The 25,832-nt window shown below is 72.3% G+C and carries 20 protein-coding genes, 1 rRNA gene and 1 pseudogene; 4 read left to right on the forward strand and 18 right to left on the reverse strand.

What is annotated here, in order from left to right:
• The 6 genes and pseudogenes from OF819_RS27600 to OF819_RS27625 form a co-directional block, all read right to left on the reverse strand.
• Positions 1–212: pseudogene (locus tag OF819_RS27600) on the reverse strand (hypothetical protein); the annotation flags it as partial.
• Entirely contained in the window at positions 197–1,339 is a 1,143-nt protein-coding gene (locus tag OF819_RS27605) for a ParA family protein (protein WP_240139815.1), read from the reverse strand. The pseudogene OF819_RS27600 and the gene OF819_RS27605, both read right to left, overlap by 16 nt.
• Positions 1,340–1,786: 447 nt before the next feature.
• Entirely contained in the window at positions 1,787–2,902 is a 1,116-nt protein-coding gene (gene ald, locus OF819_RS27610) for an alanine dehydrogenase (protein WP_267246392.1), read from the reverse strand.
• 144 nt (positions 2,903–3,046) lie between these two features.
• Positions 3,047–5,101, reverse strand: a complete 2,055-nt coding sequence (locus OF819_RS27615) for a tetratricopeptide repeat protein (protein ID WP_267246393.1) — start codon at positions 5,099–5,101, stop codon at positions 3,047–3,049.
• Positions 5,102–5,553: 452 nt separating this feature from the next.
• On the reverse strand, positions 5,554–6,180 hold the full coding sequence (locus OF819_RS27620; RefSeq protein ID WP_267246376.1) for an NUDIX domain-containing protein: 627 nt from the start codon (positions 6,178–6,180) through the stop codon (positions 5,554–5,556).
• 95 nt (positions 6,181–6,275) lie between these two features.
• Positions 6,276–7,940 (reverse strand): CTP synthase, encoded by a 1,665-nt coding sequence (locus tag OF819_RS27625; RefSeq protein WP_267246377.1) that lies wholly within the window; start codon positions 7,938–7,940, stop codon positions 6,276–6,278.
• A 432-nt stretch (positions 7,941–8,372) separates the two neighbouring features.
• On the opposite strand from OF819_RS27625, the gene OF819_RS27630 reads away from it, so the two are divergent.
• Positions 8,373–10,175: a glycoside hydrolase family 15 protein gene (locus tag OF819_RS27630; protein ID WP_267246394.1), complete on the forward strand. Its 1,803-nt coding sequence runs from the start codon at positions 8,373–8,375 to the stop codon at positions 10,173–10,175.
• Complete coding sequence (locus OF819_RS27635; RefSeq protein ID WP_267246378.1) at positions 10,172–11,815, forward strand: PucR family transcriptional regulator; 1,644 nt, start codon at positions 10,172–10,174, stop codon at positions 11,813–11,815. Before OF819_RS27630 ends, OF819_RS27635 begins: the two co-directional genes overlap by 4 nt.
• Positions 11,816–12,461: 646 nt before the next feature.
• On the opposite strand, the gene OF819_RS27640 is transcribed toward OF819_RS27635, so the two are convergent.
• From OF819_RS27640 to OF819_RS27660, 5 genes are all read right to left on the reverse strand, one after another.
• Positions 12,462–13,571, reverse strand: coding sequence for a glycosyltransferase family 4 protein (locus OF819_RS27640; RefSeq protein WP_267246379.1), 1,110 nt, complete (start codon positions 13,569–13,571; stop codon positions 12,462–12,464).
• Between the two features lie 122 nt (positions 13,572–13,693).
• Positions 13,694–15,445 carry a DNA repair protein RecN gene (gene recN / locus OF819_RS27645; RefSeq protein ID WP_267246380.1) on the reverse strand — a complete coding sequence of 584 codons (1,752 nt, stop codon included), beginning with the start codon at positions 15,443–15,445 and terminating at the stop codon, positions 13,694–13,696.
• Between the two features lie 78 nt (positions 15,446–15,523).
• Complete coding sequence (locus tag OF819_RS27650) at positions 15,524–16,462, reverse strand: NAD kinase (RefSeq protein WP_267246381.1); 939 nt, start codon at positions 16,460–16,462, stop codon at positions 15,524–15,526.
• Positions 16,459–17,274, reverse strand: a complete 816-nt coding sequence (locus OF819_RS27655; RefSeq protein ID WP_267246382.1) for a TlyA family RNA methyltransferase — start codon at positions 17,272–17,274, stop codon at positions 16,459–16,461. Before OF819_RS27655 ends, OF819_RS27650 begins: the two co-directional genes overlap by 4 nt.
• 7 nt (positions 17,275–17,281) lie before the next feature.
• Positions 17,282–17,593, reverse strand: coding sequence for a hypothetical protein (locus OF819_RS27660; RefSeq protein WP_267246383.1), 312 nt, complete (start codon positions 17,591–17,593; stop codon positions 17,282–17,284).
• 42 nt (positions 17,594–17,635) lie between these two features.
• On the opposite strand from OF819_RS27660, the gene OF819_RS27665 reads away from it, so the two are divergent.
• Entirely contained in the window at positions 17,636–17,986 is a 351-nt protein-coding gene (locus OF819_RS27665; RefSeq protein WP_267246384.1) for a sterol-binding protein, read from the forward strand.
• A gap of 43 nt (positions 17,987–18,029) precedes the next feature.
• On the opposite strand, the gene OF819_RS27670 is transcribed toward OF819_RS27665, so the two are convergent.
• The 4 genes from OF819_RS27670 to OF819_RS27685 all read right to left on the reverse strand — a co-directional run bounded on the left by OF819_RS27670 (position 18,030) and on the right by OF819_RS27685 (position 22,214).
• Positions 18,030–18,842 (reverse strand): ABC transporter ATP-binding protein, encoded by an 813-nt coding sequence (locus OF819_RS27670; protein ID WP_267246385.1) that lies wholly within the window; start codon positions 18,840–18,842, stop codon positions 18,030–18,032.
• 80 nt (positions 18,843–18,922) lie between these two features.
• Entirely contained in the window at positions 18,923–19,951 is a 1,029-nt protein-coding gene (locus OF819_RS27675; protein ID WP_267246386.1) for a FecCD family ABC transporter permease, read from the reverse strand.
• Positions 19,948–20,946 (reverse strand): FecCD family ABC transporter permease, encoded by a 999-nt coding sequence (locus OF819_RS27680; RefSeq protein ID WP_267246387.1) that lies wholly within the window; start codon positions 20,944–20,946, stop codon positions 19,948–19,950. The genes OF819_RS27675 and OF819_RS27680 overlap by 4 nt, the downstream gene beginning before the upstream one ends.
• 161 nt (positions 20,947–21,107) lie before the next feature.
• Complete coding sequence (locus OF819_RS27685) at positions 21,108–22,214, reverse strand: HAD hydrolase-like protein (protein WP_267246388.1); 1,107 nt, start codon at positions 22,212–22,214, stop codon at positions 21,108–21,110.
• Positions 22,215–22,294: 80 nt separating this feature from the next.
• On the opposite strand from OF819_RS27685, the gene OF819_RS27690 reads away from it, so the two are divergent.
• Positions 22,295–23,584: a DUF1015 domain-containing protein gene (locus OF819_RS27690; protein ID WP_267246389.1), complete on the forward strand. Its 1,290-nt coding sequence runs from the start codon at positions 22,295–22,297 to the stop codon at positions 23,582–23,584.
• 72 nt (positions 23,585–23,656) lie between these two features.
• Here OF819_RS27690 and OF819_RS27695 read toward each other — a convergent pair whose 3' ends face one another.
• From OF819_RS27695 to rrf, 3 genes are all read right to left on the reverse strand, one after another.
• Positions 23,657–24,355 (reverse strand): tetratricopeptide repeat protein, encoded by a 699-nt coding sequence (locus OF819_RS27695; protein ID WP_267246390.1) that lies wholly within the window; start codon positions 24,353–24,355, stop codon positions 23,657–23,659.
• Entirely contained in the window at positions 24,322–25,398 is a 1,077-nt protein-coding gene (locus OF819_RS27700; RefSeq protein ID WP_267246391.1) for a hypothetical protein, read from the reverse strand. Before OF819_RS27700 ends, OF819_RS27695 begins: the two co-directional genes overlap by 34 nt.
• 221 nt (positions 25,399–25,619) lie before the next feature.
• Positions 25,620–25,736, reverse strand: a 5S ribosomal RNA gene (gene rrf, locus OF819_RS27705).
• Positions 25,737–25,832 lie beyond the last annotated feature (96 nt).

Genomic DNA, 25,832 nt, shown 5'->3' on the forward strand with positions numbered 1-25,832 from the left:
GCCTCCGCGTCGGCGTCCTGATCGGCGGCGGCGTGCTCCTGCTGCGCGGGCGCGGCGCCGCCGTCCACCGGGTCGCTCTCCCCCGCGGGCGCGGGCACCCGCGCCGCCTCCCCGTTCGCCGTCGGCCGCCGTGGCGTCGACGGCTGGAGTGCCATGCCTCCTGTCGTACGGAACAGTTCGTCGGCCCCGGGGAGACTCACTCGGCGTGACACCGGGCGAGCACCTCCCTGGCGAGCTGGCGGTAGGCGGCGGCGCCCACGGAGTTGGAGGCATAGGTGGTGATGGGCTCTCCGGCGACCGTGGTTTCCGGGAAGCGGACGGTCCGGCCGATCACCGTGTGGTAGACGTGGTCGTCGAACGCCTCGACGACGCGCGCGAGCACCTCGCGGCTGTGCACGGTCCGGGAGTCGTACATCGTGGCGAGGATGCCGTCGAGCTCCAGCTCGGGGTTGAGCCGCTCCTGCACCTTCTCGATCGTCTCGGTGAGCAGGGCGACCCCGCGCAGCGCGAAGAACTCGCACTCCAGCGGCACGATCACCTTGTGCGCCGCGGTCAGCGCGTTGACGGTGAGCAGACCGAGCGAGGGCTGACAGTCGATCACGATGTAGTCGTAGTCGGCCATCAGCGGCTTGAGCGCGCGCTGCAGCGTGGACTCGCGCGCCACCTCGCTGACGAGCTGCACCTCGGCCGCCGAGAGGTCGATATTGCTCGGCAGCAGGTCCATGTTGGGCACGGCGGTCTTCAGGAGCACCTCGTCCGCCGCCATGCCCCGCTCCATGAGCAGGTTGTAGACGGTGAGGTCGAGCTCCATGGGGTTGACGCCGAGGCCCACGGACAGGGCGCCCTGCGGGTCGAAGTCGACGAGCAGCACACGCCGTCCGTACTCCGCGAGCGCGGCGCCCAGGTTGATGGTCGACGTCGTCTTGCCGACGCCGCCCTTCTGGTTGCACATCGCGATGATCTTCGCGGGGCCGTGGTCGGTGAGCGGGCCCGGGATCGGGAAGTACGGCAGGGGCCGCCCGGTGGGTCCGATGCGCTCACGGCGCTGGCGGGCGGCGTCAGGGGCGAGCGTGGCCGCGTATTCGGGATCGGGCTCGTACTCGGCGTCGGGATCGTAGAAGTGCCCCTCGGGGACTTCGTCGTAGGCGGCGAAGTGGGTGGACTCTCGGCCACTCTCGTTGCCGGCCATGGCGTTCACGTGTTGGCCGTCCATCATCTTCATCGTGTGGGCTGTCGTCATGGGCGTGGTGTGCGCTTGAGTCGCGAAGGTACGGACAGCGACGGAGCCGACAGCCTCTGCCCCGGCGGCCTGCGGGCTGTGACCGCCCGGCGCAGGCATACCTGGTTGACCACCCCCGGGAGTAAATGTCGACTCATTCACAAGTCGTCTTACCTCCTTGGACGTGACCAGGAAACTTATCGATAGGTCAGCGTGGCACCATGCCGACGGTTGGCGACTCTATGGCGTGTCACCGGTCCGCAGCAACACAATCCGCCGGACCCGGCCCGATGTGTCGGCAATCGAACGCACCTCTGTCAAGAGCGCACGGGGGCTCTGGCGTGTCTGCGCCCACAGGTTTCACGGCCTGACGAAACGGTTAAAGGCATACCTTCACGGCGAGTTGAGCACAACGTGCACATGCCCTCGTCACAGCCCCCGCAACGCCTCCGGCCGGACCTCGCGTTCCAAGGTCCGGCCGGATACGTGATGTTGACGACGCCTCTTGACTGGCGTCTTGACAACGGACGTCTGACAGCACAGACGTCCTGACGGCTGCGCGGGGCGTCAGCCGAGGAGGGTGCTCAGCTCCGCCGACTCCAGGCCGTGGGCCTCGGCGACCTCGCGGTAAAGGACCTTGCCGTCATGGACATTGAGGCCCCGGGCCAGCGCGGGGTCACGGCGCAGCGCCTCCGCCCAGCCGTTGTTGGCCAGCGAGATGATGTACGGCAGCGTGGCGTTGGTCAGCGCGTACGTGGAGGTGTGGGGCACCGCGCCGGGCATGTTGGCGACGCAGTAGAAGACCGAGTTGTGCACCGGGAAGGTCGGCTCGGCGTGGGTGGTGGGGCGGGAGTCCTCGAAGCAGCCGCCCTGGTCGATCGCGATGTCGACAAGGACACTTCCGGGCTTCATCTTGGCGACCAGCTCGTTGGTGACCAGCTTGGGCGCCTTGGCGCCCGGGATGAGGACGGCGCCGATGACGAGGTCGGCCTCGACGACGGCCTTCTCCAGCTCGAAGGCGTTGGAGACGACGGTCTGCACCTTGGTGCCGAAGATCTTGTCGGCCTCGCGCAGCTTGTTGATGTCGCGGTCGAGCAGGGTGACGTGGAAGCCCATGCCGACGGCGATCTGGGTGGCGCTCCAGCCGGAGACGCCGCCGCCGATGACGACGGCCTTGCCGGCGTGGGTGCCGGGGACGCCGCCGGGGAGCACACCGCGTCCGCCCGCGGAGCGCATCAGGTGGTACGCGCCGACCTGCGGGGCCAGCCGGCCCGCGACCTCGGACATCGGGGCGAGCAGCGGCAGGGCGCGGCCCGCGGTCTCCACCGTCTCGTACGCGATCGCGGTGGTGCCGGACTCCAGCAGGGCGTCCGTGCACTCGCGGGACGCGGCGAGGTGGAGGTAGGTGAAGAGGGTCTGGTCCTTGCGGAGGCGGTGGTACTCCTCCGCGATGGGCTCCTTGACCTTCAGCAGCAGGTCGGCGGTGGCCCAGACCTCGTCCGCGGTGGCCAGGATCTGCGCACCGGCGGCGATGAACTCGTCGTCCGTGATCGAGGAGCCGACGCCGGCGTTCTGCTCGATGAAGACCTGGTGGCCATTGCGCACCAGCTCATGGACGCCGGCGGGGGTGATGGCCACCCGGAACTCGTTGTTCTTGACCTCGCGGGGGATGCCGACCTTCACGTGGATCACGGTCCTTGGCTCAGGGGATTCAGGGGGTATTTCCATGCTTACCCGGACACTACGGGGCGCACCGGGACACACCACGAGAACACGTGGCGGAGCCAGTCTAATGAAGGATTTCGCGCTGTCTAGCCTTGCAAAGCATTAATCTTTGCCGGAAGCGCTACGGATTTCGCAGGCGGAGCCTCCGGTTCCAGCGCCGGTCCCCTCAGCGAGGCCCTCCTCGCCCAGCAACCGGTCGGCCGTCGTGCGGTGCAGCCGGGCGGCGGCCGGATCGCCCAGCCGGTCGAGGGTGTCGGCCAGCCTGAGCTGCAGCGCCGCCTGCAGCCGCACATCCCCGGCCCGCCGTGCCTGCTCCACCGCCTCACGGCAGGTGTGCAGCGACTCCTCGGGCCGGCCCGCGTACTCCTGCACCCGGGCGGCCTCGCTCAACGCCCGCGCCTGGGAGGGCAGATCGCCCAGCCGCCGGTATCCGGCCATGGCCGCACGCCAGGCGCGCAGCGCCTCCCCGTATCGGCCGGCGTAGGTGTGCACCCCGGCGAGCCGCCCGTACAGCCGGGCCTCGTCCGCGCGCTCGCTGCGCGCCTGCCGCTGGGCGAGGGCGCGCCCGTACCAGTCGGCGGCCCGCTGCCAGTCCCCCAGCTCCTCATAGGCGCCGCCTACGGATTCCATGGCGCGGCCGGTCGCATACGGGTCGTGCGCGGCGCGGCCGGCGTCCAGGGCCGCCCGGTAGCGGGCCAGCGCCTCCTCGGTGCGGCCGGTCCGCGCGTCCAGATCGGCGAGGTTGAGCAGAGCGGCCGCCTGCTCCCGGTGCAGTCCGCGGCGCTCGGCGACGTCCAGGACCAGCTGGTGCAGCCCGTACAGCTCGACGGCGGCGGCCTCCGTGCCGCGGTGCGCCGCCAGCGCCCGCACCAGCGCGGAGATCAGCCGGCGGGCCAGGGTGTCCAGCTCGCCGTCCGCGACGGCGAGGCGCGCCGAGGCGAGCAGCGCGGGCAGCCGGGCGTCCAGCCAGCGGGCCGCGGCGGGAGCGTTGGGAAAGCGCAGGGCGCGCGGCAGTCCCGCCAGCCTGCGACGGGCCGGGGAGCCGTCCGGCTCGGTGACCGCCCGGCAGGACTGGAGCCGGCGCACGGTCCGCTCCAGCATGCGCGCCCTGGCGAGCTGCACCTCCGCGGAGCGGTCCTCGGCCTCCAGCAGCGAGCGCAGCAGCGGCATGAGCGCGCCGGGCACCTCGTACTGGTCGCCGACGGGCCGGACCAGGCCGAGGGAGGCGAAGTCGTCGAGCGTCGCCTGGGCGGCGGAGACCGAGCAGCCGGCGAGCGCGGACGCCGTGTGGGCGTCGGCGAGGCCGGCGGGGGCGAGGGTGAGCAGCCGCAGCAGCCGGGCGGCAGGCTGCGGCAGCTCCTCGTACGCCAGCCGGAAGGCGCGGGCCAGGGGGCGCACGGAGGCGGGCTGGCCCTCGTCGTCCGGGAGGGACTTCAGCCGCCTGGCGGTGCCGGCGACCGACGCCTTGGGCCGCGCCGCGAGCCAGCCGCCGACCAGGACCAGTGCGGCGGGCTGTCCGCCGCAGACCTCGGCGACGGTCTCGGCGGCCTGCGGGTCCACGGTGATCCGCACCGAGCCCGTGTAGCCGCAGAGCAGCTCGATGGAGGACTTGACGTCCAGACCCCCGAGCGTGCACGGCCGTACATCGGGAATGCCGGTCAGCGGGCCCCGGGAGACGGCCACGACCAGGCAGTCGGGGTTGTCGGGCAGCAGCGGGTCGACCTGATCGGCGCCCGCGGCGTCATCGAGGAGCAGCAGCGTCCGGCGCGTCCCGAGCGCCTCGCGCACCATCTCGGTGAGCTGGTCCTCGTCCGCGCCGGGCGGCGAGGCGACGGACAGCGCGTCGAGGAGTCCGCGGGCGGCCTGCTCCAGCGGAACCCGGCGGCCGTCCGGCTCGGTCAGCCGGGCCCGCAGTACGCCGTCGGGGTACTCCGGGGCGAGCCGGCGCGCGAGTTCCCCGGCGAGAGCGGTGCGGCCGGAGCCGGGCCGGCCGGCGATCAGCAGCACCCGGGCGCGGGGGGCTTTGCGGCCGGAGAGCGTGTCCAGACCGGCGCGTTCGATGTCGGCGCGCAGCGCCGCCAGCTCCCGCTCCCGGCCGAAGAACCGGGCCCGGTCGCCGTGGGCGGGCCCGCCCCTGTCCACCGCCTGCTCCGCCACGGGCCACGCTCCCGTTCCGTCCGCGCTCACGACTGCACGTTTGAGCGTAGTTCACGCTGAGCGACGAACTGTGCGGAGCGCGGCGGCGGCGTCCCCCGATCGGATCAGCCGATGTTCATCACACCTGGGGCAAGCCCCCAGACCCCGTACGGCCTGAAGGCCGTGTCCTCAAGCGCCGGGCGGGGCTGAATCTGGCCGCCAAATTCAGCCCCGCCCGGGGGCGCCTCCGTGGGGGCGCCTCCCAGCGGTAGCTGGGGGAGATTGAGGCGGGAGGGCCAGCACATGCCAGCCTCGCCCGGGGCGCCTCCGTGGGGGCGCCCCCGGACGGAGTCCGGGGAGGCAGCCGGGGGAGTCCGAGGCGCGGGGGTTCGGGGGCGGAGCCCCCGTCATGGGCAGAACCCTCGCCCCGGGGGCCCGAGCCGCGTCACCGCCCAGGCCCGCGCGCGGCGCGGTCAGGCGTGGAAGGGCCGCGCCGGCCATTCCGCGTCCGCGGGGCGCAGCGCATCCGGCCCGTCCCCCCGCAGCGCCGCCGCCAGCGACAGCACCCCCACCACCAGGCAGTTGTTGTGCAGCTCCCCCGCCAGCACCCCCCGCACCAGCTCCTCCAGCGGCACGCGGGCCAGCTCCATGTCGGCCTCCTCCTCGGAGACCTCGTACCGCTCGCCCTCCGCCTCGGACAGCTCGCGGGCGAGGAAGATCCGCACCGCCTCGTCGCAGCCGCCGGGCGTGGTGTAGACGTCGGTCAGCACCCGCCAGTCCTCCGCCTTGACGTGTGCCTCCTCGTACAGCTCGCGCTGGGCCGCGTGCAGCGGGTTCTCGCCCGGCACGTCGAGCAGTCCGGCCGGGATCTCCCAGAGCTTGTGCCGCACGGGGTGGCGGTACTGGCGCAGCACGAGGACGCGGCCCTCGCCGTCGAGGGCGAGCACGGCCACCGATCCGGGGTGGACCTGGTAGTCGCGGCGGACCACCGTGCCGTCCGGCATGACCACGTCATCTGTGCGGACGCTGGTCTTGTTGCCGGTGAACGGCGTCGCGGTCGCCGTGACCCGCCACTCCTCCGGGGTGTCCCTGATCGTCATGGCCTACGTCCTCCCGCTGCACAAAGAAGCTGCACAAAGAAACCGGGGCGCCTGTCCATGCGTTCCCTGGACAGGCGCCCCGGCCACCGTACCGGTTACTTCTTCGCGCCCTGCAGGCGCTCCACCGCCGCCTTGACCAGGCCCGCGAACAGCGGGTGGGGGCGGGTGGGGCGGGAGCGCAGCTCGGGGTGCGCCTGGGTGGCGACCAGGTAGGGGTGCACCTCGCGCGGGTACTCGACGTACTCCACCAGCTTGTTGTCGGGGGAGGTGCCGGAGAAGACGATGCCGGCCTTCTTCTCCAGCTCCGCGCGGTAGGCGTTGTTCACCTCGTAGCGGTGCCGGTGGCGCTCCTCCACATACGGCTGGTCGCCGTAGACCTCGCGCACGATGGAGCCCTCGGCGAGCTTCGCCGGGTACAGCCCCAGGCGCATCGTTCCGCCCAGGTCGCCCGCGCCCTCGACATAGGCCAGCTGCTCCTCCATCGTCGAGATGACGGGGTGGGCAGTGACCGCGTCGAACTCGGTGGAGTTCGCCTCGGGGATCTCCGCCAGGTTCCGGGCGGCCTCGATCACGATGCACTGCAGGCCCAGGCACAGGCCCAGCAGCGGCACCTTGTTCTCACGGGCGTAGCGGATCGCGCCGACCTTGCCGCTGACTCCGCGGTCGCCGAAGCCGCCGGGGATGCAGATCGCGTCGACGTCCGACAGCTGCTTGGCGGCGTCCGCCGGGGTCTTGCAGTCGTCGGAGGTGACCCACTTGACCTTCACACGCGCCTTGTTGGCGAAGCCGCCGGCGCGCAGCGCCTCGGTGACCGACAGATAGGCGTCGGGCAGGTCGATGTACTTGCCCACCAGGGCGACGGTGACCTCGTGGTTCGGGTTGTGGACCCGGTCGAGCAGATCGTCCCAGACCGTCCAGTCCACATCCCGGAAGGGCAGGTCCAGCTTGCGCACCACATAGGCGTCCAGGCCCTCGGTGTGCAGCACCTTGGGGATGTCGTAGATCGACTTGGCGTCGATGGCCGCGACGACGGCCGCCTCGTCGACATCGCACATCAGGGAGATCTTGCGCTTGATGGCGGTGGGCACCTCGCGGTCGGCGCGCAGCACGATCGCGTCGGGCTGGATGCCGATGTTGCGCAGGGCGGCGACCGAGTGCTGGGTCGGCTTGGTCTTCAGCTCGCCGGAGGGGCCGATGTAGGGCAGCAGCGAGATATGCACGACGAAGACGTTGTCCCGGCCGACCTCGTGGCGGACCTGGCGGACGGTCTCCAGGAACGGCAGCGACTCGATGTCGCCGACCGTGCCGCCGACCTCGGTGATCACCACATCCACATCCTCGGTGGCCATGCGCCGGATGCGGTGCTTGATCTCGTTGGTGATGTGCGGGATGACCTGCACGGTGTCGCCCAGGTACTCACCGCGCCGCTCCTTGGCGATGACCTGCGAGTACACCTGGCCGGTGGTCACATTCGCCGAGCCGTCCAGGTCGACGTCGAGAAAGCGCTCGTAGTGGCCGATGTCCAGGTCCGTCTCGGCGCCGTCGTTGGTGACGAACACCTCACCGTGCTGGAATGGGTTCATCGTGCCCGGGTCGACGTTCAGATACGGGTCCAGCTTCTGCATGGTGACCCGCAGGCCGCGCGCCTTGAGCAGCGCGCCCAGGCTGGAGGCCGTCAGACCCTTGCCGAGGGAGGAGGCCACACCCCCGGTGACGAAGATGTGCTTGGTCGTCACGGATGTCGAGGATCGAGTCGGCATCGCCAAGAGGGGGCTCCCGTGGTCGCGAGGTGAGATGTGCGCACCGGCCTGATTCCCAGGTTGTCCTGGGAGTGCCGTCGCTGGGGTGCTGAGGGTTTGGGGGGTCTTATGCCCACCGGTCCACGGGGTACCAGGGTATCAGCGACAGCGGGCGCCCGCTCCCGGCCGCACTCCCGGCCATGCGCTTCACCACGCGCACGGTGGATGGTGCGGCGCGGGCCGCCTGGAATGTGCGACATTCATTCAAGACTCACTTCTGCCTCACCTGTGCGGCGCGGTCTCGTTGCCCGGACAGCCGCGCAGATGAGGGGGGTGCGTCGTATCCTGCTCGGACACTCGCCTGCCGAGCGGAGATCAAGGCAGTTGTAGAGGCAGCAGCAGATGTAAGGCGCGCCCTGCGGGGCGGACGTGGCCGTTCGACTGGAGATGCACGTGGCCGGGCGCATCGAGGATTACGCACTTATCGGAGACATGCAGACCGCCGCCCTGGTCTGCCGGGACGGTTCGGCCGACTGGCTGTGCCTGCCCCGCTTCGACTCGCACGCCGTCTTCGCCGGGCTGCTCGGCACCGAGGAACACGGATTCTGGAGACTGGGCCCCGCGCACGAGGAGGACGCCGAGCCGCCCGCCGCGGACCGCCGCCGCTACCGCGGCGACTCGCTGATCCTGGAGTCGGAGTGGGACACCGGCCGCGGCACGGTCCGGGTGACGGATTTCATGCCGCCGCGTGACGGCGCGCCGCAGCTGATCCGGATCGTGGAGGGGATCAGCGGCTGGGTGCCGATGCGTTCGACGCTGCGGATGCGGTTCAGCTACGGGCGCATCGTGCCGTGGGTGCACAAGGTCGACGGCCGTACGGTCGCGGTGGCCGGGCCGGACTCGGTGTGGCTGGACAGCCCGACGGAGACGTACGGCGAGGACCTCACCACGTACTCCGACTTCACGGTCGCGCCGGGCGACCGGATCGCGTTCACCATCAGCTGGCAGCCCTCCCATCATCAGCCACCGGCGCTGCCCGACCCGGAGGGGGCGCTGGAGGCGACGGCGGAGTTCTGGCGGGAGTGGGTGGAGCACTGCACCTACCACGGGCCGTACCGGGAGGCCGTGGTCCGCTCGCTGATCACCCTCAAGGCGCTCACCTACGCCCCCACCGGCGGCATCGTCGCCGCGCCCACCACCTCCCTCCCCGAGGAGATCGGCGGCGTACGGAACTGGGACTACCGCTACACCTGGCTGCGCGACGCCGCCATCACCCTCTCCTCCCTGCTGCGCACCGGCTACCGCGAAGAAGCCCGCGCCTGGCGCGAATGGCTGCTGCGGGCCGTCGCAGGAGACCCGGAGAATCTGCAGATCATGTACGGGATCGCGGGCGAAAGGGAGCTGGGCGAGGCCGAGTTGGACTGGCTGCCCGGCTATGAGGGCTCGGTCCCGGTCCGGGTGGGCAACGGCGCGGCGCACCAGCTCCAGCTCGATGTGTACGGCGAGGTCACCGAGGCGCTGCATCTGGCGCATATGACGGGTCTGTCGCGCAGTGACTACGCCTCGCTGCTGCAGCTGAGGCTGATCCGCTATCTGGAGGAGCACTGGGACCAGCCGGACGAGGGCATCTGGGAGGTCCGCGGCCCGCGCCGGCACTTCGTCCACTCCAAGGTGATGGCCTGGGTCGCCGTCGACCGGACGATCAAGCTGATCGAGTCCGGGGACGCGGACGGGCCGCTGGAGCGGTGGCGCGAGCTGCGTGACGACATCCACCGCGATGTGTGCGAGAAGGGCTACGACAAGGAGCGCAACACCTTCACCCAGTCGTACGGGTCGAAGGAGCTGGACGCCTCCCTGCTGCTCATTCCGCAGATGGGCTTTCTGCCGCCGGACGACAAGCGGGTCATCGGCACGATCGAGGCCATCCAGCGGGAGCTGTCCACGGAGGACGGCTTTGTGCTGCGCTATCCCACGGCCGGTGAGGACGCGGGCGTCGACGGGCTGGAGGGCGACGAGGGCGCGTTCCTGGCGTGCTCCTTCTGGCTGGCGGACGATCTGGCGATGATCGGCCGGGTGGACGAGGCACGGCGGCTGTTCGAGAAGCTGCTGTCGCTGCGGAACGATCTGGGGCTGCTGGCGGAGGAGTGGGATCCGCGGCTGCAGCGCCAGGTGGGGAACTTCCCGCAGGCGTTCAGCCATGTGCCGCTGATCGACACGGCACTGCGGCTGACGGCCTCGGGGGCGTACGGAGGGTGATACCCGCAGGCCAGGGCGGCATCACCGTACAGCGGGCGCTGGAGCTGCCCGGGCTGCGGGCCGGGCTGCCGGAAGTGGTGGCGGGTGCGGAGCGACTGCAGCGCCAGGTGCGCTGGGTGCACGCGGGCGAGGTGCCGAACATCGCCTCGCTGCTCAAGGGCGGTGAGCTGCTGCTGACGACGGGGCTCGGGCTCGGCACACGCCCGGCCGAGCAGCGGGCCTTCGTCCGGCGGCTGGCCGAGCGCGGGATCGCGGCGCTGGTGGTGGAGCTGGGGCCGCGGTTCTCCCGGCTGCCCGCCACCATCGTGGAGGCGGCGCGGTCCGCCGGACTGCCGCTGGTGCAGCTGCACCGGGAGGTCCCCTTCGTCACGGTGACGGAGGAGATCCACACCGAGATCGTCAACGGGCACTATGCCCTGCTGCGGCAGGCCGAGGATGTCCACCGGCGGTGCACCGGGGTGCTGCTGGAGGGCGGCGGGACGCCGCAGGTGCTGCGCATCCTGGCGGACTTCACGGCCAACCCGGTCTTTCTGGAGACGCCGGACGGGCAGCTGCTGTACGCGGCGTCCGCGGGCGCCGGCGGGGCCGCCGCGGACCCGCTCCAGGTGTGGGAGGGGCTGCGGGGCGGGCGGGAGGCCCGGCAGTCCCCGCCAGCCGGGACCGTGCTGGTGGACGTCCCCTGCGGCGGCCAGGGGGCCGGTTCGGTACGGGCCCGGCTCGTCCTGCTGTCCGTGGACGCCCCGCTCCTGCCAGTGCACCGGATGGCGGCGGAACGGGCCGCGGGACTGCTGGCGGTGGTGCTGATGCAGGCCCGCCAGGAGGAGGAGCTGGCCGCCCGCGGCCGCGGCGACTTCCTCACGGACCTCGCGGAGGGCCGCATCACGGCCGAGGACGCCCCGGCGCAGGCGCGGGTGCTGGGGTTCAAGCCCGGCGAAGGCCCGCTGCTGCCCGTGGTGATGCGGCTCGCCGCCGAACCCGCCCCCTCGCTCGCCCCGTCCGGCAACTGGGCGGCGCTGGCCCGCGCCGTGCTGGAGGAGCTTGCGTCGGTCGGCGTGCCCGTGCTGCTGGGGGTGCGTCCGGTGGAGGGCCGGGTGCCGCTGCTGCTCGGGCTGCGCTCCGAGTCCGAGCGGACCGCGGTCGCGGACCGGGTCGCGACCGCGCTGCGGGCCGGAGTGGCCCGCGCGGGTATGGAACGGGCCGGGGTGCGGCCGCCGGTCGTCGTGGTGGGCATGGCGGGCGGCTGGGCGGCGGCCTCCGCGGGGCTGCGGCACGCGGCGGAGACGGCGACGGCGGCGCAGGGGCTGCCGGAGCGGGCCTGGCACGACGCACGGCGGCTGGACATCGACCTGCTGCTGTGGCGGCTGCGGGACCATCCGGACCTGTCGGCCTTCGTGGACCGCGCGATCGGCCCCCTGCTGGCCCATGACGCGACCTCGCGCCCGCCGCTGCTGCCCACGCTGGAGACGTATCTGGCGCATGCCGGGCGCAAGGCGGAGACGGCGCGCGAGCTGCATCTGAACCGGCAGACGCTGTACAACCGGCTGGCGCGCATCTCCGAACTCCTCGGCACGGACCTGGACGACCCCCAGACGGTCCTCGCGCTCAGCCTGTCCCTGCGCGCCCGCCGCCACACGCCCTGACGGGCGGTCCGCCCCTTCCAGGGGCGGGGGGTTCTTTTTGCGGGGCTGCCGCCCCGCACTCCGCGCTCCGGCAGCTCCGCGCCGGGAAAGCCGCCCCCGCACGCGGTGGTGTCCCGCCGAGTGGTGTGGCCGGTCAGCGTTGGCGGATTCGCAGGCGGCGACAGGTTCGGCCGGGGACTCGGGGCCCGGGCGGCTCGCGCGGCGGCGCGGAGCTTCGGCCGGGCCGACCGATTACAGCCATCAGGACCGGCGCGGTCCGGATGGCTACACCACTCGGCGGAACGCCACCCCGCACCCCCCGGGCGCCGACCGCACCCGAGGCCGCTCGACGTCAACACCGGCCCCCAGGCACGGCACAGCCGACGCTCGGCGCGAAGCCACCACGCGAAAGGGCCCGCGATGCCGGGGCTCGCCCGCAGCCAACCGGGGCTGGCACCCGGCTGCTGGGGCGGCAGCCCTGGAGTTGCACCCTGGGGGTCCGGGGGCTTGTCCCCGGAACACCCGCGCCCTGCGAAGCTGGCGCTCCGGGGCCGGGGACGGCAACCCAGCAGATCCGGGGGACCTGCCCCGGACCATTTCCCCCGCGCCGCGAAACCGGCGCACCGGGGCCGGGGGCGGAGCACCCGGTTTCAGGGAAGGGGCGCCGTCAGCGAGCCGCCTGCGCCAGTTCGTCGTACACGCTCAGCACCTGCGCCACCGTCTCGTCCTCCGTCGGCCACGTCCCCGCCTGCCGCCGCCCCGCCTCCTCCAGTTCCCTCCGGCGCCCCTCGTCCCCCAGCAGCCTCGCCACCGCCGCGCCCAGCGCCGCCGCGTCCCCGTACGGGACCAGTTCCGCCGCGTCGCCGACGAGTTCCGGTACGCCGCCGACGGCCGTCGCGACCAGCGGCACGCCCAGCCGCAGCGCCTCCTGCGCCAGCAGCGCCCGGGCTTCCCAGCGGCTGGGGAGGACGGCCATGTCCGCCGCGGCGAGCAGCTCCCCGATGTCCTCCCGGCGGCCCGTCAGCCGTACGGACAGCCCCTCCGCGTCCACGCGCCGCTGCAGCGCCGCCCGCTCCCGGCCCTCCCCCGCGATCACCAGAAGCGGCGCCGGCTCCAGCTCGCGCCATTGCCGCGCCGCGTCAAGCAGCGTCCGGTACCCCCGGTGCGGCTCCAGCGAGCCGACCGCGATCAGCAGGGGGCGGTCCACCGCGCCCAGTTCGGCCCGGAGCTTTCCGGCAGGTTCGACGCCCGGGCCGTCGCCGTCCTTCGGTGTGCCCGCCGCGGGCGCCGCAGGCGCCGCGATGGGTGCGAGCCGGGCGTCCCGCGCGCCCCGCCTGCGGGCCCGGTCGACCAGTTCGGAGCAGCTGCCGAGGACCACCGCCGAGGCCCGTACGGCCCTGCGCTCCAGCAGCCGCAGCAACTGCCCGCGCGGACCGTCGAGCTGCGCCCGCGCATGCCAGGTGACGACGAGCGGCACCCGCTGCCCGGTCAGCGCCAGCGCGCACCGCATGGCCGCGTGCAGCCCATGCGCATGCACCACATCCGCTCCGGCGCACACCGCGCGCAGCGCGCCCACGGCCGCCGGATCACTGCGCCCCGGGACGGGTGCGAAACGCGCCCCGGCGCCCGGAAAGTCATAGACGTTGTCGAGTTCGGCGGGCGCGCACACCGTCACCCGCACGCCCCGCGCCACCAGCCCCGCGGCCAGTGACCTGACGTGCGCACTGCTGCCCGCGCTGCCGCCGCCCAGCACCTGGACCGTACGCAGCTGTGTCACGCGCCAAGGATGCCAGTCCGTACGCGCGTTCCGGCACCGCCAGGAGGCCCTTGCCATACGTCAAGCGAGAACTAGACGTCCGGCTTCACTCACATGAGTGAGATCAGACCAAACTCTTGGCACTACACCTCAAGACGTGCTGTAGCCAGCAGCTCCTCCGCGTGCGCACGGGCGGTCTCGGAGTCCTCCTGACCCGCCAGCATGCGGGACAGCTCCCGCACCCGCTCCTCGCCCTCCAGCACGGTCACCCCGCTGCGGGTCACCGATCCGTCGTTCGTCTTCTCCACCAGCAGCTGCCGGTCGGCGAAGGCCGCCACCTGCGGCAGATGCGTCACCACGACCACCTGCGCCGACTTGGCGAGCTTGGCCAGCCGCCGGCCGATCTCCACCGCCGCCTTGCCGCCGACGCCCGCGTCCACCTCGTCGAAGAGATATGTCGGCACCGGGTCCGTCCCGGCGAAGACGACCTCCACGGCCAGCATCACCCGCGACAGCTCGCCGCCCGACGCGCCCTTGGCGATCGGCCGCGGCGGCGCGCCCGGATGCGGCGCGAGCAGCAGCTCGACCTCGTCGGCGCCGGTCGGCCCGTACACCACGGACCGCCCGCCGACCTCGACGCCCGACGTCTCGTCGGCCGCCTCGGTCTGGCGGATCGCGAATGACACGCGCGCGTGCGGCATGGCGAGCGAGGAGAGCTCCTCGGTCACGGCTTCGGCGAAGCGGGCCGCGGCCTCGGTGCGCGCGTCGGTCAGCGCCTGCGCCAGTACGGACAACTCGCCGCGCAGCGCGTCCCGCTCGGCGGTGAGCTCCTCGATCCGGTCGTCGTCGCCGTCGAGTTCGGTCAGCCGGGCGGCGCTCTGCTCCGCCCACTCCAGCACGGCGGCGATGTCCTCGCCGTATTTGCGGGTCAGCTGGCCAAGGGCCGCGCGTCGCTCTTCGACGACGGCGAGCCGCAGCGGATCCGCATCCAGATTGTCCGCGTATCCGGCGAGTTCGCCCGCCACATCGCCAAGGAGGATCGAGATCTCCCCCATACGGTCGGCGAGCGCCGCCAGCGCGGGGTCATGGGAGCGTACGGCCTCCAGCGCGCGCCCGGCGCCCGCGACGAGCGTGGCGGCGTCCACGGCCTCCAGATCCTCCGGGTTCCCGGCGAGGGCGGCGTGCGCGACGGACGCGGCGGAGGCGAGGGCTTCGGCGTGTCCGAGCCGTTCGGCCTCCGCGGCCAGTTCCAGGTCCTCACCCGCCCGCGGCTCGACCGCCGCGATCTCGTCGAGGCCGAAGCGCAGCAGATCCGCTTCCTGCGCACGCTCACGCGCCCGTGTGGTCAGCTCGTCCAGTTCCGCGGCGACGGCTTTCAGCCGCCGGTAGGCTGCCGCGTACTTGGCGTACGGCACGCTGACCGCGCCGCCCGCGTACCGGTCGAGCGCCTCCCGCTGCCGCGCGGGCCGCAGCAGCCCCTGCTGATCGGTCTGGCCGTGCACGGCGACCAGTTCGTCGGCCAGTTCGGCCAGCATCCCGACCGGCACGGCGCGCCCGCCCACATGCGCCCGGGAGCGGCCCTCGGCGGAGACGGTACGGCTGATGAGCAGGGCGCCCTCGTCGAGTTCGGCGCCCGCCTCCGCGGCCCGCACGGCGGCGGGCGCGCCGGCGGACACGCCGATCCGCCCCTCCACCACCGCCGACTTCGCACCGATCCGCACCAGGGCCGGGTCCGCGCGGCCCCCGAGCAGCAGCCCCAGGCTGGTGACGACCATGGTCTTGCCCGCGCCCGTCTCACCGGTCACCGCGGTGAACCCGGGCGACAGCTCGACGACCGCGTCATCGATGACCCCGAGTGACCGTATCCGCATCTCCTCCAACACGGACACGACCATACGAGGTCCGGGCCCCGCTGTGCGACGGACCCCGGCAGCGGATTCACTCTCCCGGGAGGACAACCGGAATGTCCGGCTCTAGTGCGGCGCTCCCCGCCACCCCGACACCGGCAGCGCGAACTTCGCCACCAGCCGGTCCGTGAAGGACGCGTGGTGCAGCCGCGCCAGCCGGACCGGGACGGCCCCTCTGCGTACCTCCACCCGCGCCCCCGAGGGCAGTTCCGCTGTTCTGCGCCCATCGCACCACAGCACCCCGTGCGGCGTGTGCGGCTGCACCTCCACGGCCAGCACCGAGGACGGGGATGTCACCAGCGGCCTGGCGAACAGCGCGTGCGCGCCGATCGGCACCATCAGCAGCGCCTCCACCTCGGGCCAGACGACCGGTCCTCCGGCGGAGAAGGCGTACGCGGTCGAGCCGGTCGGCGTGGCGCAGACGATGCCGTCACAGCCGAATCCCGTCACCGGCCTCCCGTCGATCTCCAGGACGACCTCCAGCATCCGCTCCGGCGACACCTTCTGCACGGCCGCCTCGTTGAGCGCCCAGTCGCGGTGCACCACATCGCCGTTGCTGTGCACGACGACATCGACGGTCATCCGCTCCTCGACCTCGTACGCGCGCGTGACGACCCGGTCGACGACCTTGTCGAGATCGTCACGCTCCGCCTCGGCGAGAAACCCCACCCGCCCCAGGTTGACCCCGAGCATCGGCACCCCGGACGCACGGGCGAACTCCGCACCGCGCAGCAGCGTCCCGTCGCCGCCCAGCACCACCAGCAGCTCACAGCCGTCGAGCACATCGGGCTTGGCCTCGGAGACCGTCTCGACGGCCTCCGGCAGCGGCAGATCGGCAGCCTCCGCCTCCAGTACGCGGACGCCGATCCCGCTGCGCAGCAGCCCCTGGACGACGAGCTCCGCGCTGCGGACGGCCGCGGGTCTTCCGGTGTGGGCGAGCAGGAAGACGGTGCGCGCGAGTCCTGATGCCGCTGCCGGTGTCGCTGTCGTTGTCGTCGTTGTCAACGAGGTCCCTCCGCCACTGCACGGTCGACGTCAGCCGGGTCGAGCTCCGGGGCTCCGGCTCGGAGCCAGAGAAAATACTCGACGTTTCCGGACGGCCCGGGCAACGGACTTGCGGTGACGCCCCGCACCCCGAGGCCGAGTTCCGCCGCCTGCCGGGCGACGGTCCGCACCGCCTCCGCACGCAGCTCGGGGCTGCGGACGACACCGCCGCTGCCGAGCCGCTCCTTGCCCACCTCGAACTGCGGCTTCACCATCAGCACCAGGTCGGCGTCGGGGGCGGCGCAGCGCACCAGCGCGGGCAGCACCAGACCCAGGGGAATGAAGGACAGATCACCCACAATCAGTTCGGCCGGATCTCCGTCGATGGCGTCGAGCGTCAATTCACGTACGTTGGTACGGTCCTTGACGGTGACGCGTTCATCGCTCTGCAGCGACCAGGCGAGCTGACCGTAGCCGACGTCGACGGCGACGACATGCGCGGCTCCGGCGCGCAGCAGCACATCGGTGAAGCCGCCGGTCGACGCGCCCGCGTCCAGCGCCCGCCGCCCCTCGACCCGCAGGCCGAGCGGAGTGAACGCCGCGAGCGCGCCCGCGAGCTTGTGCCCGCCGCGCGAGACATAGTCGGGATCTCTGTCGTCGGCCGCGACCACGATCGCGGCGCCCGTCTCCACCTGTGTGGCGGACTTGGTCGCCGTGGCGCCGCCGACGGTCACCCGCCCCGCGGCGATCAGCTGGCCGGCGTGCTCCCGCGAGCGGGCGAGCTTGCGGCGTACCAGTTCTGCGTCGAGACGGCGGCGGGCGACTCCTGCCACGGCGGTTTCAGCTCCTGTGATCGTACGAAGATGACGGCGGGCGCGCGTCGAGCGCGGTCAGCGCATCGCGCAGCCCCCTGTGTACATCCTCGTACACCTCAAGATGGCCCTCCGCCGGGAGGTGGTCGGCATCGGCCAGCCGCTGAAGCAGGCCGTCGATCCCGGCGTCCCCGGTGGGCGTCCGCGCCACCCCGAGGGGCGCGGGCGCGGCGGGGCCCTGGTCCGGGGCCGGGGTGGGGGTCGGCGCGGGTGTCGCGGCCGGGGTCGCCGCCGAGTTCTCCGCCGGGTTCCCCGCGTCCGGCATCGCGTCGTCGCTCATGCCCCGACGCTACCGCGAAGCCCTGCGATACGGTCGGTCGCGATGGCCACGACGGAACAGTGCCGCGAGGCGCTCGACACACTCGCGGACAGTCTCTCCCGTGCGGACGGCGACGTACGCGCGGCGGCCGCGCTCGACCGGTCCCTCAGCTGCCATATCACCGACCTGCGGGTCACCTTCACCGGCCGCCTCTCCGCCGGCCGCATCACCGTCACCGGCGCCGTCCCCGGCCCCCCGCCCGCCGACAGGGCCCAGATCCGCCTCGCCATGACCGGCGACGACCTGCTGGCCCTGGTGGCCGGCGACCTGGACTTCGCAAGAGCGTGGGCGTCGGGCCGGGTACGGCTGGAGGCGGGGCTGCGCGACCTGCTGCGCCTGCGGTCCCTGCTCTGACCCGAACCCTCGACCGCCGGGGCCGGGGGCGGAGCCCCCGGCGCTACCCCCTCCGCGCACCCGCCCCCGCCCGCGCCCTCCGCCCCGCCGGCACCACCAACGGCGTCCCCGTCTCCGGATCCTCGATCACCCGGCACCGCACCCCGAACACCCGCTCCACCAGTTCCGCCGTCACCACCTCCGCAGGCGGCCCCTCCGCCACGATCCGCCCGGCGCGCATGGCCACCAGGTGGGTGGCGTACCGGGCGGCGTGGTTGAGGTCGTGCAGTACGGCCACGAGCGTGCGCCCCTGCGTCTCGTGCAGCTCGGCGCAGAGGTCGAGGACATCGATCTGGTGCTGGATGTCGAGGAAGGTCGTGGGCTCGTCGAGGAGCAGCAGAGGCGTCTGCTGCGCCAGCGCCATCGCGATCCACACCCGCTGCCGCTGTCCGCCGGACAGCTCGTCGACATAGCGGTCCGCCAGCTCGCCGACGCCGGTCGCGGCCATCGACTCCCCGACGATCCGCTCGTCGTCGGGCGACCACTGGCGCAGCAGTCCCTGGTGCGGATAGCGGCCGCGTGCCACGAGATCCGCGACGGTGATCCCGTCCGGCGCGATGGACGACTGGGGCAGCAGCCCGAGCGTCTTGGCGACCTTTTTCGCGGACATGGAGTGGATCACCTGGCCGTCCAGCAGGATCCGGCCGTCGGACGGCTTCAGCATCCGTGACAGCGCACGCAGCAGCGTGGACTTGCCACAGCCGTTGGGACCGACGATGACCGTGAAGGAGTTGTCGGGGATCTCCACCGAGAGGTTCTCGGCGATGACCCGCTGGTCGTAGCCGAGGGTGACCGACTCGGCGGTGAGGCGCTGCATGGCCGTCGTACTCCTGGATCTACTGGATCTACTGGATCTACTTGCCCCGCTGGACCTGCTGGACCCGCTGGACTCCGGGCTCATATCCGGCCCGCCTTGCGCTCCGTGAACAGCAACCACAGCAGATAGCAGCCGCCGAGAACGCCCGTGACCACGCCCACCGGCAGCAGGCGCTCCCCGAAGGCGTTCACGGCGATCCAGTCGGCTGCCAGCAGCAGCGCCGCCCCCATGGCGGCCCCGGCGGCGAGGTTGGGGCCGGGCGAGCGGGTCAGCCGTCGCGCCAGCTGCGGGGCGCTCAGCGCCACGAACGCGATGGGCCCCGCGGCCGCCGTGGCCACCGCGATGAGCAGCACGCCGGACCCCATCAGCACCACACGGGTGCGCTCGACCGGCACGCCGAGCGCGTGGGCGGCGTCATCGCCCATCTCCAGCATCCGCAGATGCCGTCCATGGGCGAGCACCAGCGGTACGACGACGGCGCACAGCGAGAGCAGCGGCCAGAACTGGACCCAGTCGCGGCCGTCCAGGGAACCGGTGATCCACAGTGTGGCGCGGGTGGCGTCGACGATGCTGGCTTTGGTCAGCAGATAGTGGATCGCGGCGGTGAGCATCGCGGCGCCGCCGATGCCGACGAGGACCAGCCGGTAGCCCTGCACGCCCCGTTTCCACGCCAGCAGATACACGGCGGCGCCGGTCACGAGTCCGCCGACGATCGCGCCGCCCGCCACCGCGAACTGCCCGCCGTGGAAGAGCACGATCACGGTGAGCGCGCCGACCGCGGAGCCCTGCCCGAAGCCGATGACGTCCGGGCTGCCGAGCGGATTGCGCGTCAGCGTCTGGAAGACGGCCCCGCTGAGCGCGAGGGAGCCGCCGACGAGGACGGCCACGAGCGCCCGCGGCAGCCGCAGGTCGTGGACGATGAACTCCTGGGCGGCCGTGCCGTTCCCGAGCAGCGTGGCGACGACGTCGCCCGGGGCGATCGGGTAGTCCCCGCTGCCGATGACGAGGACGCCGGCGGCGAGGACGGCCGCGGTCAGCAGGGCGACGACCGCCGAGGTCCGGGGATCGATCCGGAGGGAGAACCCGCCGGGTGTGCGTATCGCCTTCACAGCTTGGCCATCCTCTTGCGGCGTACGAGAGCGATGAAGACGGGTCCGCCGAGCATCGCGGTCACGATGCCGACCTGAAGCTCTCCGGGACGGGTGACGACGCGTCCGACGACGTCCGCGCCGAGCAGCAGCACCGGCGAGAGGACGATGGCGTACGGCAGGATCCAGCGCATGTCGGGACCGGTGATGCTGCGCACCAGGTGCGGGATCATCAGCCCGACGAACACGATCGGTCCGCAGGCGGCGGTGGCCCCGCCGCACAGCAGCGTGACGGCGAGCATCGACAGCACACGGGTGCGCGTGAGCCGCGCGCCCAGGGAGCGGGCGGTGTCCTCGCCCAGCTCCATCGCGTTGAGCGGCCGCGCGAGCGCCAGTGCCAGCACGATGCCGACGCCGATGAACGGCGCGACCTTTGCGACGGTGTCCAGGTCCGCCGAGGCGAGAGAGCCGACGGTCCAGAAGCGGATGCGGTCAAGGGCCGCGGAGTCCAGCAGCTGTACGGCGTTGACATAGCCGTACAGCGCGGCGGTGGCGGCGGTTCCGGCGAGCGCCAGCCGTACGGGCGTGGCCCCGCGGTGACCGCCGAGGAGGTAGACGAGGGCGGAGACGACGGCCGCGCCGAGGAACGCGAACCACACATAGCCGGTGAGCGAGGTGACGCCGAGGAAGCTGATGGCGGAGACCACGGCCGCGGACGCGCCCGCGTTGACGCCCAGCAGCCCGGGCTCCGCCAGCGGATTGCGGGTCAGCGCCTGCATCACCGCCCCGGCCAGCCCGAGGGCGACGCCCGCGAGCAGCCCGAGCAGCGTCCGCGGTACGCGTACATCGCGCACGATGACGTCATTGTCGGCGCCCGTGTAGTGGAACAGGCCATGCCACACATCGGCGAGCGGAATCGATTTTGCGCCGACGGCGATGCTTGCGACGCACACGAGCAGCAGTACGCCGACGGCCGTGAGCAGGCCGGTCGTACGCACGGCCCGCCTTCGGGACACGGCAGCGGCGCCGGCTGCGGATGGCGCACCGCGCTCGGGGGGACTCTCGACCAACACCCAGTTAGGTTAGCCTCTCCTTTTCCGCCTGAGTCAGCGCCCCAGCGCCCCATCGGACAGCAGGCGATCGGCAGCAGACGACCCACAGCAGCCGACCCGGACGTCTACAGCCCCAGCCGCGCCAGCGCCTTGCCCGCGTCCAGCCCGCACACGCCGTCCCCCGCCTGCTGCCATGCCGCCGCGCACAGCGCCCGCAGCCCGTCGAGCACGGTCCTCTCCGACTCCGCTCCCCCGTCCCGCCGTTCCAGCCGCAGCCGCCCGTCGCCCACGGACGCGACCCACCCACCGCAGGCGAACGCCCCCTCGACGGGCTCGGCGGACCCGACGGACCCGGCGGAGTCGACGGCCGTCACCTCCGGCTGGCAGGTCAGCAGCCCGCGCAGATCGGCGTCCACATAGGTCGGCCGGTGCTCCGGCGGCGCGGCCAGCAGCCGCGCCGCGTCCGTCACACCGGTCAGCACCAGCAGCGAGTCCACGCCGCCGTTGAACGCGCCCTCGATGTCCGTGTCCAACCGGTCCCCGACCACCAGCGGCCGTCGCGCTCCCGTCCGCAGGATCGTCTCCCGGTGCATGGGCGGCAGCGGCTTCCCCGCGATCTGCGGCTCCGCCCCGGTGGCGATGCGTACGACCTCCACCGCAGCCCCATTTCCCGGCGCAATCCCCCGGGCGCCGGGAATCGTCAGATCCGTGTTGGACGCGAACCACGGCACGCCCCGCTCAATCGCGTAACACGCCTCCGCGAACCGCCCCCAAGGCAGCTCAGGCCCCCCGTACCCCTGCACCACGGCCGCCGGGTCGTCGTCCGCCGACTCCACCGGCACGAGCCCCCGCTCACGCAGCGCGACCCGCAGCCCGTCCCCGCCGATGACCAGCACCCGCGCACCCGCCGGCACCTGTTCGGCGATCAGCCGGGCCACCGCCTGCGCCGAGGTGATCACGTCCTCCGCCGCCGCGGGAATGCCCAGCTCGGTCAGATGACCGGCAACGGTCTGGGGTGTGCGCAGCGCATTGTTCGTCACATACGCCAGATGCATCCCTCCCGCGCGTGCCGCCCCCAGCGACTCCACGGCGTGGGCGATGGCCGAGCCGCCCGCGTACACCACCCCGTCCAGGTCGAGCAGGGCGGTGTCGTACGCCTCGCTCAGCGCCGCCGCGCTTGCTTCCGGCCGCGTCCTGACTCGGTGTGCCGCCCGGTCCACTCGCTGACTCATTCCCTGCCCATTCCCGTCCGATGTCCGTCGATCTCCTGCCCCGATCATCGCTCATCGCCCTCCGCACATACGATGCTCAGATGAGAACCGAAGGTCCCGCGGCCGACGACGGCCTGCAGCTGGTCCCCTTCCGTGGACTGCGCTATGTCCCTGACCGGGTCGGCAGTCTCGCCGCCGTGACCTCACCGCCGTACGACGTGGTCGTACGGCCCGACGGACTGCACCATCTGGAGTCCGCGGACCCGTACAACATCGTCCGGCTGATCCTGCCGCAGGCGTCCACCCCCGACGCGAGCCACCGGCAGGCCGCCGACGTGCTGTCCCACTGGCTCGACGAGGGCGTCCTGGCGCCGGACCCCGAGCCTGCCCTCTATGTGTACGAGCAGTCCAAGGGCGATCTGCTGCAGCGCGGCATCATCGGGGCCCTCGCCCTGTCCGACCCCTCGGCGGGCATCGTCCTCCCTCACGAGGACGTGATGCCGGACATCGTGGAGGACCGCGCCGCCCTGATGCGATCGACGGCCGCCAATCTCGAACCGCTGCTCCTCACCTACCGCAGCGGCGCCGCCAACGGCACGGGAGCCACCGCGGTCATCGAGCGGACCGTGCAGCAGCCGCCCCTGCTGGCCACCACCACGGAGGACGGCTTCAGCCACCGGCTGTGGTCCGTCACCGATCCGGCCGACCTTGCTCAGATCTCCACGGATCTGGCCCACCGCCAGGCCCTGATCGCCGACGGCCACCACCGCTGGGCGACCTATCTGCGGCTCAACGAGGAGCACTCCGCGCCCAGCCCGTGGAACTACGGCCTGGTCCTCCTCATCGACACGGCCCGCTATCCGCTCCAGGTCCGCGCGATCCACCGGCTGCTGAACCGGCTGCCGGTCGCGGACGCCCTCGCCGCCCTGGGCGACGCCTTCCGCGTCCAGCACCTCGACGTCCCGCTGCCGAAGGCCCTGGACGCCCTCGCCGAGGCGGCGGACGCCGGAAACGCCTTTCTGCTCGCCGGGGACGGCCGGTTCCATCTCATCGACCGCCCGGATCAGGACCTGCTGAACCGTACGGTCCGCAACGACCGCCCTGCCGCCTGGCGCACACTGGACGCCACCGTGCTGCACTCCACGCTCCTGGACCACATCTGGCGGATCCCGGACGACCCCGAACACATCGCGTACATCCATGACACCGAGGCGGCCGTGGAGCAGGCGGAACGGCGCGGCGGAACGGCGGTGCTGATGCATCCCGTACGGGAGGAGGTCGTGCGCGACCTCGCCCGCGAGGGCGTCACGATGCCCCGCAAGTCCACCTCGTTCGGCCCGAAGCCGGCGACGGGTCTGGTGCTGCGCAGCCTTGAACTGGACGGCGACTGAGCGGGCGCAGCGCGCCACAACGCACAGGGAGGCTGCCACGCCCGGATGGGCATGGCAGCCTCCCGCTGTCCGCTACTTCGCGTCGTCGGAGCCCTCGGGGCCTTCGGAGCCCTCAGACTGCTCAGAGTGCTCGGAGTCCTCCATGGCCTCGGGGTGATCGGAGTCCTCGGCGGCCGCGGTGTCGTCGAACGCGTCCACGAACTCCACGCCGTCCAGCTCGGCCAGCCGGTCCGACGCATCGGTCGTGCCGTCCTTGTCGGACTCGATCGCCTTGGCAAACCACTCCCGCGCCTCGTCGTCGCGGCCCGCGGCCAGCAGGGCGTCGGCGTACGCGTACCGCAGCCGTGCCGTCCAGGGCTGTACGGAGTTCGAGGCAAGCTCCGGGCTCTGCAGGGTCACGATGGCGGCGTCCAGCTGCCCCATGTCCCGGCGGGCGCCCGCGGCGACCAGCCGCATCTCCACCTGTCCGGCCTTGTCGAGCTTCTGCACCTCGGGCTCGCCGGCCATCGCCAGCGCCCGTTCGGGCCGCCCGAGGCCACGCTCGCAGTCGGCCATGACCGGCCAGAGCTCGACGCTGCCGGTCATCCGCCGTGCCGCCCGGAACTCGGCCAGCGCCTCGGCGTACTTCTGCACGGCGTACGCGGCGAAGCCGGCCGCCTCACGGACAGCGGCGACGCGCGAGGCCAGCCGCAGCGCGATCCTGGAGTAGCCGTACGCCTGCTCAGGGTCCTCGTCGATCAGCCGGGCGACCATGACGAGGTTCTTGGCCACGTCCTCGGCGAGCGTCTTCGGCAGGCTCTGGAGCTCCTGCCGGACGTCCTTGTCGATCTCCTCCCCGGTGACGTCCTCGGGGATAGGCAGCCGCTTGATCGGCTCACGGTCCCTGTCGCGGTCACGGTCGTGCCGTCGCTCGTGGCCCCGGTCCTGCCGAGGTCCGCGGTAGCCGCCGCGCCCACGGTCATCGCGCCGGTCGTCGCGACGATCATCCCGGCGGCCATAGCCGCCGCCGGGGCGCCCGCCATGGCCGCGGTCACGATCTTCCCGGCGGTCGTCACGCCGGTCCCCGCGGCGGTCATCACCACGGTCGTCACGCCGGTCGTCACGCCGGTAATCGCGCCGCTCGCCGCGGCGGTCATCACCACGGTCGTCACGGCGGTCGTCACGGCGACCGTAGCCACCGCCGCCGAACCTGCCACCGCGGTCACGATCCCGGTCTCGGTCCCGGTCGCGGTCGTCGCGCCGTCCGTAGCCTCCGGGCCGGTCGCCTCGGTGGTCGTCGCGCCGTCCGTAGCCGCCCCGGTCACGGTCGTCACGCCGATCACGGTCATCACGCGGCCCGCGGTACCCGCCCCGGTCCCGGTCACGGTCCCGGTCACGGTCCCGGTCACGGTCCCGGTCACGGTCCCGATCGTCACGACGGTCCCGGTCACGATCACGGTCGTCACGGCGGAACCCACCACCACCGCCACCAGGCCTGTCCTCACGCCGACCATAGCCACCACGGTCGCGGTCATCACGCCGACCGTAGCCTCCGGGCCGGTCGCCTCGGTGGTCGTCGCGCCGTCCGTAGCCGCCCCGATCACGGTCGTCACGCCGATCACGGTCATCACGCGGCCCGCGGTACCCGCCCCGGTCCCGGTCACGGTCCCGATCGTCACGACGGTCCCGGTCACGATCACGGTCGTCGCGGCGGTCCCGGTCACGGTCGTCACGGCGGAACCCACCACCGCCGCCACCAGGCCTGTCCTCACGCCGACCATAGCCGCCACGGTCACTGTCGCGCCTCGGCCCGCGCCCACGGTCCCGGTCGTCACGGCTGTACCGGAATCCTCCGCGGTCGCCACCGTCCCTACGGCGCGGTTCGCGCTCCGAACGATCGTCGGAAGAGTTGGTGGACATCGGCGTGACTCCTGTCTTCGGGTACCACAGTCATTCTCGCGCAGTCATCGGCGGGACGCGCTTCGGCAAGGAACTACAAAAACAAAAAAGACCCGTGGGCCAGCGTGAACGCTGGACCACGGGTCCTGGAAAGATTGTTCGGCGGCGTCCTACTCTCCCACAGGGTCCCCCCTGCAGTACCATCGGCGCTGAAAGGCTTAGCTTCCGGGTTCGGAATGTAACCGGGCGTTTCCCTAACGCTATGACCACCGAAACTCTATCGGGCCACCTCGACTGGCAAGGCTGGCGCTTAGCGAACAGCACGCTCTTCAATTAAGAATCAAAGACTCTGTTTCACAACCGCCGACCT

The organism is Streptomyces sp. PR69, assembly GCF_026420845.1.
Lineage (GTDB): Bacteria > Actinomycetota > Actinomycetes > Streptomycetales > Streptomycetaceae > Streptomyces.

What these genes read in the sequence shown, in the direction of transcription:
- OF819_RS27605 (WP_240139815.1), bottom strand. Translation starts at nt 1,339, where the DNA reads ATGCCTGCGCCGGGCGGTCACAGCCCGCAGGCCGCCGGGGCAGAGGCT.
- OF819_RS27620 (WP_267246376.1), bottom strand. Translation starts at nt 6,180, where the DNA reads ATGACGATCAGGGACACCCCGGAGGAGTGGCGGGTCACGGCGACCGCG.
- OF819_RS27625 (WP_267246377.1), bottom strand. Translation starts at nt 7,940, where the DNA reads ATGCCGACTCGATCCTCGACATCCGTGACGACCAAGCACATCTTCGTC.
- recN (WP_267246380.1), bottom strand. Translation starts at nt 15,445, where the DNA reads ATGGTCGTGTCCGTGTTGGAGGAGATGCGGATACGGTCACTCGGGGTC.
- OF819_RS27660 (WP_267246383.1), bottom strand. Translation starts at nt 17,593, where the DNA reads ATGAGCGACGACGCGATGCCGGACGCGGGGAACCCGGCGGAGAACTCG.
- OF819_RS27665 (WP_267246384.1), top strand. Translation starts at nt 17,636, where the DNA reads ATGGCCACGACGGAACAGTGCCGCGAGGCGCTCGACACACTCGCGGAC.
- OF819_RS27670 (WP_267246385.1), bottom strand. Translation starts at nt 18,842, where the DNA reads ATGCAGCGCCTCACCGCCGAGTCGGTCACCCTCGGCTACGACCAGCGG.
- OF819_RS27685 (WP_267246388.1), bottom strand. Translation starts at nt 22,214, where the DNA reads ATGAGTCAGCGAGTGGACCGGGCGGCACACCGAGTCAGGACGCGGCCG.
- OF819_RS27690 (WP_267246389.1), top strand. Translation starts at nt 22,295, where the DNA reads ATGAGAACCGAAGGTCCCGCGGCCGACGACGGCCTGCAGCTGGTCCCC.